This is a genomic window from Bacillus sp. AFS023182 (assembly GCF_002560575.1).
Taxonomy (GTDB): Bacteria; Bacillota; Bacilli; order Bacillales; family Bacillaceae_G; genus Bacillus_A; species Bacillus_A arachidis.
In genome coordinates this window covers 1-11,346 of sequence record NZ_NTRO01000050.1, presented here as the reverse complement: position 1 = coordinate 11,346, position 11,346 = coordinate 1, and the positions used below count along the sequence as shown (strand labels likewise).

The following is an 11,346-nucleotide window of genomic DNA, read 5'->3' as shown; positions in this document are numbered from 1 at the left end:
TAAGTATTTGCACCAGAACCGTTTTTCTTAAGTGGCCCGTGAAATAATTTCTTGTTCATCAAGTAAGCACTTCAAGCTTGATAAAGAGATTGTTTGGGAATTCTCTTTCGACATACGTTTCCGATAATGCGTAGGTGTTTCTCCAATCAATTTTTTAAATATGCGGCTAAAGACTACTAAACTACGAAAGCCTACCTGATAAGAAATGTTTTCTACCGATTCATTTGTCATTGAAAGTAAATACGTTGCGTGATTAATGCGCACTCTTAAAATCCAGCCCTTCATGCTCATCCCGAAATGATTCTGAAAGACCCGCGAAAGATGGCTTCGATTGACCGCAAGATGATCTGCCACATCCCTTACTGTAATCTCCTCTAGATAGTGATTACTAATATATGTCATTGCTTCAATCGCGAGTCGTGAAAACTTTTGTTTTACTCCTGTTGAGAATTCGCCACCATCTGTAAGTAATAATCTTAAAAACCGATAGGTCAACTCATTCAACTTTAATTCACCTTCTAATGTATCGTTGGAGCAATTCATACACTCCGAGATGATATCCGAATATTGTTGAATATTAGTTGAGGTAACAGAGTAGGTACCTTCTTTAAAACTCGAATAATGAATAATTTCGTCTGCTACCTTCCCACCAAATGAAAGCCACGCATACAACCATGGTTCTTCTGCATCCGAGCGATAAAAGGTTGATTCTCCTGGGCGAATGAGAAAAATATTTCCTTTCTTTAATGAATATTTTTCATCTTTTACATAGTACTTTCCTTTTCCAGCCAACACGATATGAATAATATAGCTGTTACGTACAGTTGGTCCAAAAGCATGAAAAGGCAGTGTTTTTGAAAAACCACAAAAAGAAAAATAAAGTTCGCTTGAGAAGTGATGCTGTTCTTTTTTCATAAAGATTGCTTGTTCCATGGGCTTTTCCCCTATTCGTGATTACTCTAACCTAATCTACCTTTTGAAGAGAGAAATGCAACAAAAGGTTAAATCAAGGTCACAAAATGATATAAAAAAGAAAACGCTTTCTTGTTAAACTATACTTGAAAAAGAAAATCATAGGAAGGAGATTAATATAGTTCTTTAATTTTTTTATGTTTAACTTTGTAAACGCTTTTATATAATTATTAAAATTCAGTGAAGAGAAAAATTACAAAAAAGGAGAATGAAAATGAATGAAAATTTAAAACAACGTGTTTCCTATGCCTTAGGTGCATTTGGTCATGACATATTTTATGCAACTTTGAGTACTTATTTTATGGTCTTTGTTACGAGTGCGATGTTCACTGGGGCTGATAAAGCAACGACTGGAAAAATGATTGGAATTATTACAGGTTTAATCGTAGTAATCCGATTGGTACAAATTGTTTTTGATCCGCTTATTGGAGGAGTAATTGACAACACAAAAACGAGATTCGGGAAGTTTAAGCCCTGGTTAGTCATTGGTGGTGTAGTTAGTTCTATCTTTCTTGTATGCATATTTACCAATTTCTTTGGTCTTGCAATTAATAATACTACACTGTTCATCATTTTGTTTGCAATTGTTTATATCTTGCTCGATGTTTTTTATTCATTTAAGGATATTGCTTTTTGGTCAATGATTCCAGCGTTAAGCACTGACACTAAGGAACGAGAAAAATTGGCAACATTTGCACGACTTGGTTCATCACTTGGTGCAAATGGGACTACACTAGCAGTTGTACCAATCGTCACCTTCTTTACGTTCTTGATGACTGGCAAAGATTCTCAAGGTGCCTCTGGTTGGTTTTGGTTTGGTTTGATTGCTGCTGTTATTGCTGGTGGAACAGCGATTATTACAGCACTTGGCACAAAAGAAAATGATAGCGTAATTCGTCAGCAACAAGAAAAAGCAGGCATTAAAGATATTTTCAAAGCTATTACTAAAAACGATCAATTGATGTGGCTAGCACTTTCATATATTGCATATGCGATTGCCAATGTTGCAACTACTGCTGTGTTATTCTTCTTATTCAAATATATTTTAGGAAATTCAGGTGATTTCTGGATTGTGGGATTAATTGCAGCTATATCAGGCTTAATTGCTGTTCCACTTTTCCCAACGCTCACGAAATTAATTTCAAGACGTTTTGTCTATATTGGCGGTATTGTGATGATGCTTCTGGCATATGTATGTTTCATCTTAGCTGGAACAAGTTTACCAGTGGTTATGGTGGGATTGGTGCTCTACTACTTCCCTCAGCAGCTAATTTTCCTTTCAGCTTTGATGACGATTACCGACTCAGTTGAATATGGACAGTGGAAAAATGGTACCCGAAACGAAGCTGTGACTTTATCAATTCGTCCATTACTCGATAAAATTGCTGGAGCTTTATCAAACGGAATCGTTGGGTTTGTAGCTGTTGCTGCTGGGATGACTGGTAATGCTAAAGCAGCAGACATCACTGCACAGGGTGTTTCAACGTTTCATCTTTATGCGTTCTACCTTCCAGCAGCACTCATGATTTTCTCTGCCATCATTTTCGCATGGAAGATTACATTAACAGAGAAAAAACATGCACAAATCGTCAAAGAACTAGAAGCAAAACTAACTCATGACGAGGAAGCAAATGAAGAGTTCAATTCTAGCGCTGCACTTGCTCATTCTAAATAAAGGAGTAGGGGATATTTAAAATGAACATTACAACAAAAGATTTCGGTGCAGGTTATACGATTATCACTATTACCAATCTGAACGGCCTGCAATTGACTGTTTCAGATTTAGGTGCTCGCATTACGAGTTTAAAGGTACCAACAACGAATGGTCTACGTGAGCTCGTACTTGGTTTTGATACGGCAAAGGAATATCTTGAAAAGGATTTATATATTGGTGCCTCAATTGGACGAGTAGCTGGACGAATTCAAAATGGAACTTTTCAAATTGATGAGAAGATCTATAAAGTACAAATTGATGAGACAACCGGAAACACTTTACATGGCGGTACTCCAGGATTTGAAAGCAAAAAGTGGCAATATCAAGTTATCGATAATAATGATGAGGTCTCAGTGATATTTCACACGGTAAGTCCAGATGGTGAAAATGGTTTTCCGGGGAATCTTGATGTCGAGATACGTTACACGTTAACTAACACGAATGTTTGGAAAGTAGAAACTAGGGCGACAAGTGACAAAGATACCTTGTTTAATCCAACAAATCATGTGTACTTCAACTTAACTGGTGATGTAACGCAACCTGTAGATGAACACACATTATGGGTGGATAGTAATAGATTTGCACCACTTAATCTGAAAAGTATTCCAATTGGTGAAAAGTGGCCTGTAGAAGGAACTACGTTTGATTTTCGAAAGCCAGTTAAACTCAAAGAAACCTTCAATAGTACTTTTGGTCAAAAAGAATTAGTGGATGGAATTGATCACCCATTTTTCTTGAACCGACCTGAACTATCACATAGTTCAGTGAAACTCATTAGCCCGGATGAAGTGGTTACAATTGAAATAGCCACAAAAGAACCAAGTGTCGTCATCTTTACGGCAAATTTTAGTGAGAATACGCCTCTCATGCATGGCAAGCAACTTGCAAACCATGGCGGAATTACCTTTGAAACACAGGTTTCCCCGGGTGCTGAACAGTATTCTCATTTTGGGGATATGGTTCTTAGGTCGGATTCAACTTATCAAACGATGACAGAATTTCATATTATTTGAGATCATATTTTGGATAGTCTCTTTAAATTATGAAACATGTATAGAAAAAATTAGATACTACTATCAAAAATTATTTAAAATACGATGTTGCGTCTAGGAATAATGATGCACTGTTAGAAGTGAACCAGTGAATACTGAGATAATTTCCTTATTTAAAATGAATGCAAAAGGGATGTTTATACTTATGGAAAAGAAACGTGAACTAGCTTTAAAATTTGCTGAGGTATTTGGACCTCAAGAAACAACTCAATATTTTTCTCCAGGACGTATCAACTTAATCGGAGAACATACAGACTACAATGGTGGCTATGTATTCCCCGCTTCTATTACTTATGGAACTTACGGAGTAGCTAGACGTCGGGAGGATGATAGGGTATTAGTTTACTCAAAGAACTTTGAAGAAATTGGAGTGATTAGCTTCACGTTGAATGAACTAGATTACGATAAAAATGCTAATTGGGCAAATTATGTAAAAGGAGTTATCTTAACACTGAAAGAAGCAGGTCATAAAATAGACTGTGGTTTTGAGTTATTAGTTGAAGGAACGATTCCAAATGGAGCGGGACTTTCAAGTAGTGCTTCACTTGAATTACTTGTAGGCGTAGTATTAGAAGACTTGTTCAACTTAGACGTAACGCGACTTGAATTAGTGAAAATGGGTAAAAAAGTTGAAAACGAATTCATTGGTGTAAATTCTGGTATCATGGATCAATTTGCCATTGGATTTGGTGAGAAAGACAAAGCGATTCTCCTTGATACCAATACGTTAGAGTATGAAATGGTTCCAGTGGTTTTGGACGACTATGCTATTGTAATTATGAATACTAATAAGCGTCGTGAACTAGCAGATTCAAAATATAATGAGCGCCGTGCTGAATGTGAAGAAGCACTCGCACGTCTTCAAACGAAATTAGAGATTCATGCACTTGGAGAACTAAGTGAAACAGAATTTGATGCAAATCAAAATCTTATTGAAGATGAAACCCTAATTAAACGCGCGAAGCATGCAGTTTACGAAAATGAACGCACAAAAAAAGCCAAAGCAGCTCTTACTGCAGGTAATTTAGAAGAATTCGGAAAGCTATTGAATGCTTCTCATATATCTTTAAAAGATGATTATGAAGTAACCGGGCTTGAATTAGATACATTGGTGACCGCTGCACAAAAACAAAAGGGTGTGCTTGGAGCCCGTATGACTGGAGCTGGATTTGGGGGATGCGCCATCGCATTAGTAAAAGAAAGTGAAACGTACACTTTTAAAAACAATGTTTATGATGAATATCTCAAAGTTGTGGGATATGCGCCTGTCTTTTATGTGGCACACATTGGTAGTGGAACTACAGTGATTGGATGATGAATGAGGTGGAAACGATGAACACATGTCAAGCAATTTATGATTTTACTACACTTGCAATTGAGAATGGAGCCATTGAGGAAAATGACCGAATTTATATGCACAATCAACTTTTACGTTTGATTGGCGAATCGGAAATGGGCGATATTACCAGCGCAGTCGAAACGGACCCACATGTGCTGTTAGATACGCTTATGGATAAAGCGACAGAAAATCTTATTATCTCTAAAAACCAAGCCAATCGTGATATGTTCGAAGCGCTTTTAATGAATGTAATTACACCATTTCCATCCAAGATCAATGCGAATTTTCAGGAGGCATATCGCAAAAGTCCTGAACAAGCGACGGATTATTTCTTTGAACTAAGTAAACGCAATGATTATATAAAGACCCGTGCGATTGAAAAAAATATTCATTATTTAACAGAATCAAAATATGGGGAACTTGAGATTACTATTAATTTGTCCAAACCAGAGAAAGATCCAAGAGAGATCTTAGCGGCTAGAAATGCTCCAAGGGGCAATTATCCAAAATGTTTACTTTGTATTGAAAATGAAGGATATTTCGGTCGCTTGAACCATCCAGGTAGAAGCAATCACCGAATCATTAACATCGAGCTAGATGGAGAAGAATGGGGTTTTCAATATTCACCATATGCATACTTTAACGAACACTCCATCTTATTATCTAAGAAGCATCGACCAATGCAGATTTCTCGTGAGGCATTCTCTCGTTTAATTAGTTTTGTAGAAATCATGCCACATTATTTCATTGGTTCAAATGCGGATTTACCTATTGTAGGAGGATCTATCTTAAGTCATGATCACTACCAAGCTGGACGCCATAATTTCCCAATGGCAAAGGCTAAAGTTCTTAAAACATTTGACCTATCTGACTACCCAAATATTTCTTGCGGTATTGTCAACTGGCCAATGAGTGTGATTCGCCTCTCTTCTTTAAACAAAGAAGAACTAATTAATGCCAGCACCTACATCCATGAAAGTTGGAAGAACTATTCAGATGAATTCTTACAAATACGTGCGCAATCAAAAGATGGCACAAAACATCATACGATTACACCAATTGTGCGACGTCGCGAAGAAAAGTATGAAATTGATCTTGTACTGCGTGATAATAATGTGGATGAAAAATACCCTGATGGAATTTTTCATCCACATCCAGATGTACAGCATATTAAGAAAGAAAATATCGGGCTTATTGAAGTCATGGGTCTTGCGATTCTTCCTCCACGTTTGATTGAGGAGCTTCATGAAGTTGAGCTGTATTTGTTAGATAAGGAAGCCAATGTTCCTGAAATCCATCAAAAATGGGCAAATGAATTAAAAGCCCAGGGCGGCTATATAGAAGAGACCATCCAAAGCTTTCTTCAAACTGAAGTTGCAAAAAAATTTGAACGCGTCTTAGAAGATGCTGGTGTCTATAAGATGAATAGAGATGGTAGAGCAGGGTTTGATCGCTTTATCAAAGAATTACAAAGCACAAATCGAAAGGTGATGACGAAATGACAGTTTTAGTTTTAGGTGGTGCAGGCTATATCGGCTCACATGCCGTCAATCAATTAATCACAAATGGATATGATGTAGCGGTAATCGATAATCTATTGACCGGTCATATCGAGTCGTTGCATGAAAAAGCGCGTTTTTACAAGGGAGATATACGTGATAAGAAATTCATGTGTGAAGTCTTCTCTCAAGAAAAGTATGTTGAAGGTGTGATGCATTTTGCGGCATTTTCACTTGTTGGTGAATCAATGGCGGAGCCATTGAAATATTTCAATAACAATGTTTACGGCACGCAGATTACCTTAGAAGTCATGAGAGAATTCGGTGTGAAATACATTGTCTTTTCTTCAACTGCTGCAACGTTCGGAATTCCAGAAGAGATACCAATTAAGGAAACAACTCCAACAAAGCCAATCAACCCATACGGTCAAAGTAAGTTGATGATGGAACAAATGATGCAATGGCAAAGCGAGGCAAGCGACATGAATTATGTGGCGCTTCGTTACTTTAATGTTGCAGGTGCAAAAGAAGATGGTTCGATTGGAGAAGCCCATAATGATGAAACACATTTAATTCCGATTATTTTACAGGTAGCACTTGGTCAGCGTGACGAGCTCATGATTTATGGGGGCGATTATAACACGCCGGATGGAACAAACATCCGTGACTATATCCATGTAGTAGATTTAATCGATGCGCATATCAAAGCGCTAGAATATTTAAAAGTTGGCGGAAAATCGGACGTATTTAATCTTGGTTCAGCAGAAGGCTTTTCAAATAAAGAAATGCTTAAAGCTGCTCGTGAGATCACAGGACATCCAATTCCAGCAAAAATCGGTCCGCGTCGCCCAGGTGATCCAGATGTGTTAATTGCATCAAGTGTGAAAGCCAAGGAAGTTCTTGGTTGGGAACCAAAATATACTTCTATTAAGGATATTATCGCTACAGCATGGAAATGGCATCAAAGTCATCCAGAAGGGTATTAAAACATTCGAAAAAGGGTTCTGATGCAAATACTTAGGAAAGATATAAAGAGGCGAAAAGTTTCCTAGTGGAATCTAGTCTTAAGCAGCAATTCCAAATAGTTGATGGATGAACTTCACTTGATTTGGGGCAGATTTGTCCAGTAAAACAAGCCGCCCTTTTTTTACCATTTTGCACCAGAACCTGAAAAGGCAGCGTTTTTGAAAAACCACAAAAATCAAAATAAAGTGTGCTTGAGAGGTGATGCTGTTCTTTTGTCATAAAGATTGCTTGTTCAATGGGCTTCGCCCCCTCTTCGTGATGACTATAACTAACCTAATCTGCCTTTTGAAAGAAGAAATGCAACAAAAGGTTTAATAAAGGTCACAAAATGATATAAAATAGAAAGCGTTGTCTTGTTAAACTATACTTGAAAAAGAATACCATGGGAAGGAGATTAATGTAATTCTTTAGTTTTTTATGCGTAACTTTGTAAACGCTTTCTTGTCATTATTAAAATTAAGTTGAAGGAAAAATTACAAAAAGGGGAATGAACGTAAATGGGAAATTAAAACGCCATGGTTCCCATGCCTTAGGTGCATTTGGTCATTAGATGAAGGTTTTAACAAGACTTATAGTCTTGACACTTATGTTAGAAATAGTGCTTCCGAATTTATCCATCTTCGCAAGCACTGCTCAGGGAATTATTCGGAGTAATGAAAGAACAATATTAAATTTTAACAATAATTAGGGATTTTATCGAGGGGGATCTGGCAGGTGCTGAGAGTGTTGGCTTCGACGATGGCGCGAGCGCTGTTTAACAGGAAATTGGCTGGTACAGAAAATATTTCACAATCGATGAATGTTATAGGGGCAAAACAATCAATATTGATTTTGAGGGTGTAATGATCGATAGTGATGTTTATTTGAACGGAGAAAAAATTCACACCCACAATGACGGGTATATAGGTTATTCCGTGGACATCACAAGCAAGGTGAAATATGGACAAACGAATGTGTTGGCGGTAAGGGTGTACAGCTTTGACAATCCTGATACTCCGCTAGGCAAGCCGCTTGCGAATCTTGACTTTCATTACTATAGTGGAATTTATCGAGACGTAACAATGAGAATTACGAACAAGTTGCATATTTCCGATGCATTACAAGCCAACAAAACGGCCAGCGGCGGTGTTTTGTCACTTACGTTGAAAAATTGATGAATGGAGCTAAAGGAGGGGAACTAATTAGAAAGTCGCTTAGCTGAGGTAATTGTAAGTGCAGCGGAATTCGAGTTCAAGTTCTATAAAGAAAGAAAGGGTGAAAAAAAAGTATGATGACAAATCTTCAAATTAAAATATTTTCAATCTCAAAGCTTTTATTATTTTCTATCTGCGCATTTGTATTCACATTGATTGTTCAGATACCGGGGAAAGCTGCTGCTTCAGCCAATTACACCCAAACGACGGAAACGATTAATGGAGTAAATTATTCTGTAATAACCGTCAACTACTCCGGGGATGATGCGGGGCCGGCAGTAAATGAAGCTATTGAAGCTGCTAAAACCGCTGCTAAACCGGTTATATTGGATTTTCCAAAGGCTACTTATCATTTTAAAGATTCATCGGCCATCGATGCTCAGTATTATATTTCCAATACAACGACAGCATCTGAAACGCCAGGCGGGTGGAGGAAGGTTGGGCTTTTGTTTAAGAACATCAGCGATTTAACGATCCGGGGAAATGATTCAACACTGATGTTCCATGGCGTGATGACACCTATTGTATTTGACCATGCTACAAATGTGAATATGAAAAGCATTAACTTTGATTTCAAACGGCCAGTTATGTCTGAAATGACGGTGGCTGCGGTTGGTAGCAATTATATTGAAATGAATGTTCATCCGGATTCATTGTATAAGATTGTAAATAATAAGCTCCAATGGACAGGTGAAGTTGATAATAATGGTATTCCGACAGACAATTGGGTAGCAAGAGGATACGCCAATACTACTCAAGTGCAGGAGTTCGATCCTGCAACAAACAAAACATGGAGAGTTTCGAATCCTATTGCAAGTGCGTCCAGTGTTCAAGATATGGGCAATAGGAAATTAAGGTTTACTTACAGCAGCGCCCCGAACCTAACCGTCGGACACACCTATCAACTTAGAAATGACTCTCGTAAAGAAGAAGGGGCATTTATTTACAGAAGTAAGGATATAATGTGGACAGGAGTAAACTTCTATGCGGCTCCTGGGCTAGGAATTGTAGGCCAGTATAGTGAGAACCTTACTTTTGATCAATTGAATTTTGCGCCAAAATCGGGCGGTGGGCGAACTAATGCATCAATGGCTGATTTTATGCAAATTTCTGGTTGTAAAGGTCAGATAACGGTTAACAATTCCAATTTCTTTGGTGCACATGATGATCCGATCAATGTTCACGGTACACATCTGCAGATTGTCGATAAACCGGCACCTAACCAGATAAAGGTACAATTCAAGCATTCCCAGAGTTGGGGATTCGATGCTTTTGCGGTTAACGATAGTATTGATTTTATCAATGGGTCTACTCTGTTATCCGCCGGCAGCGCTGTAGTAACCGGTGTGACGCGGGTGGACGATTACAACATTCTTCTTACACTTGATCAAAATGTTCCAAGCTCTGTAACCGCTAATTCTTACTTTGTGGAAAACGCAACTTGGAATCCGAATGTTACTATTACCGGTTCCACTTTTGAGTCCATTGCTACAAGGGGCATTCTGGTGACAACTCGTGGGAACGTTTTAATTGATCATAATACATTCAATAGAACGGAAATGAGCGCAATTTTGATAGCTGATGATGCCAATAGCTGGTATGAATCAGGTATGGTCAGGAACGTGACCATAAGTAATAATACGTTCAATAATACAGGAAATTCTGTCATAAGTATTGAACCAAGCGCGCCTTCTACGAACCCTGATAAGACCGTGCACAGTAACATTAATATTAGTGGCAATACATTTTATAAGACGGGGGGCACCACCTCGATCTATGCCGGCAGCATCAACGGATTTAATTTTACCAATAACACCGCTCAGGAAGGCGGATTGCAGATCAATGCCCAAGGTTCAAAAAATGTAAAAATAGCAGGAAATACGTTTGCACAGAGTGGGGTAACCAAAGAGATAACTTTATCCAATATGTATACGAATACGGATACAATAGACGCGTCTCAAAGTTTTACTGTAACGAGAAATAACAATTATGTTTCTGTAGTTCCTGGTCCTAATGACATACCGCAATCACAAATGACAGCAACCGCAACTAGCCAGCATAGCGATAATGAGGCAAGCAAAGCGCTGGACGGTGACAGTTCGTCGATTTGGCATACTGAATGGTCTCCAATGGCCAATCTACCTCAGTCCGTAACAATTAATCTTGGAGGTACTTACAGTATTGCGAAATTAAGGTATCTGCCAAGGCAAGATAGCAGTTCCAACGGTGTTATTACGGGATATACCATTTCTACAAGCACAGATGGCATTACATTTACGAATGCAGTTTCCGGAACGTGGGCGGATGATAAAACAGTGAAGAACACATCCTTTCCTGCAGTCTCGGCAAAATATGTTAAGTTAACAGCGACTAGCGGTCATGGCGGCTATGCCTCAGTTGCTGAGTTGAATATTGAACGTTCGACTCAATAATATAAAGACGATATAAGAAAGCTGAAATCCCTCTATTGAATTTCTTGAAATGTAGTATAAACATATCTACAAAAATATAAACCAATTATGAACAATATAAGGTTCTGGTGCAAATACTT

The 11,346-nt window shown here is 38.1% G+C and carries 8 protein-coding genes and 1 pseudogene; 7 read left to right on the top strand and 2 right to left on the bottom strand.

The genetic code is table 11. The annotated features are described in order from the left end of the window. Positions 1-27: 27 nt before the first annotated feature. Complete coding sequence (locus CN288_RS19560) at positions 28-933, bottom strand: AraC family transcriptional regulator (RefSeq protein ID WP_098302924.1); 906 nt, start codon at positions 931-933, stop codon at positions 28-30. Positions 934-1,186: 253 nt separating this feature from the next. Between CN288_RS19560 and CN288_RS19555 the strand changes: the two genes are divergently transcribed. The 5 genes from CN288_RS19555 to galE all read left to right on the top strand — a co-directional run bounded on the left by CN288_RS19555 (position 1,187) and on the right by galE (position 7,562). Next, the gene (locus CN288_RS19555; protein ID WP_098302923.1) at positions 1,187-2,647 is read left to right on the top strand and encodes a glycoside-pentoside-hexuronide (GPH):cation symporter; all 1,461 of its coding nucleotides are present in this window, start codon (positions 1,187-1,189) and stop codon (positions 2,645-2,647) included. Between the two features lie 20 nt (positions 2,648-2,667). After that, positions 2,668-3,699 carry a galactose-1-epimerase gene (locus CN288_RS19550; protein ID WP_097854794.1) on the top strand — a complete coding sequence of 344 codons (1,032 nt, stop codon included), beginning with the start codon at positions 2,668-2,670 and terminating at the stop codon, positions 3,697-3,699. 184 nt (positions 3,700-3,883) lie between these two features. Continuing rightward, positions 3,884-5,053, top strand: coding sequence for a galactokinase (locus CN288_RS19545; protein ID WP_098302925.1), 1,170 nt, complete (start codon positions 3,884-3,886; stop codon positions 5,051-5,053). After that, positions 5,050-6,579 carry a UDP-glucose--hexose-1-phosphate uridylyltransferase gene (gene galT / locus CN288_RS19540; protein WP_098302922.1) on the top strand — a complete coding sequence of 510 codons (1,530 nt, stop codon included), beginning with the start codon at positions 5,050-5,052 and terminating at the stop codon, positions 6,577-6,579. The genes CN288_RS19545 and galT overlap by 4 nt, the downstream gene beginning before the upstream one ends. Next, on the top strand, positions 6,576-7,562 hold the full coding sequence (gene galE / locus CN288_RS19535; protein ID WP_098302921.1) for a UDP-glucose 4-epimerase GalE: 987 nt from the start codon (positions 6,576-6,578) through the stop codon (positions 7,560-7,562). The genes galT and galE overlap by 4 nt, the downstream gene beginning before the upstream one ends. Positions 7,563-7,640: 78 nt before the next feature. On the opposite strand, the pseudogene CN288_RS29750 reads toward galE, so the two are convergent. Beyond that, positions 7,641-7,730 (bottom strand): annotated as a pseudogene (locus CN288_RS29750) (IS6 family transposase); the annotation flags it as partial. Between the two features lie 636 nt (positions 7,731-8,366). Between CN288_RS29750 and CN288_RS19530 the strand changes: the two are divergent. Both CN288_RS19530 and CN288_RS19525 read left to right on the top strand, forming a co-directional pair. Beyond that, a complete protein-coding gene (locus CN288_RS19530; protein WP_098302920.1) occupies positions 8,367-8,756 on the top strand; it encodes a sugar-binding domain-containing protein in 390 nt (129 codons plus the stop codon). A 113-nt stretch (positions 8,757-8,869) separates the two neighbouring features. Continuing rightward, on the top strand, positions 8,870-11,227 hold the full coding sequence (locus CN288_RS19525) for a discoidin domain-containing protein (RefSeq protein WP_098302919.1): 2,358 nt from the start codon (positions 8,870-8,872) through the stop codon (positions 11,225-11,227). Positions 11,228-11,346 lie beyond the last annotated feature (119 nt).

What these genes read in the sequence shown, in the direction of transcription:
- CN288_RS19550 (WP_097854794.1), top strand. Translation starts at nt 2,668, where the DNA reads ATGAACATTACAACAAAAGATTTCGGTGCAGGTTATACGATTATCACT.
- CN288_RS19545 (WP_098302925.1), top strand. Translation starts at nt 3,884, where the DNA reads ATGGAAAAGAAACGTGAACTAGCTTTAAAATTTGCTGAGGTATTTGGA.
- CN288_RS19555 (WP_098302923.1), top strand. Translation starts at nt 1,187, where the DNA reads ATGAATGAAAATTTAAAACAACGTGTTTCCTATGCCTTAGGTGCATTT.
- CN288_RS19560 (WP_098302924.1), bottom strand. Translation starts at nt 933, where the DNA reads ATGGAACAAGCAATCTTTATGAAAAAAGAACAGCATCACTTCTCAAGC.
- galT (WP_098302922.1), top strand. Translation starts at nt 5,050, where the DNA reads ATGATGAATGAGGTGGAAACGATGAACACATGTCAAGCAATTTATGAT.
- galE (WP_098302921.1), top strand. Translation starts at nt 6,576, where the DNA reads ATGACAGTTTTAGTTTTAGGTGGTGCAGGCTATATCGGCTCACATGCC.
- CN288_RS19525 (WP_098302919.1), top strand. Translation starts at nt 8,870, where the DNA reads ATGATGACAAATCTTCAAATTAAAATATTTTCAATCTCAAAGCTTTTA.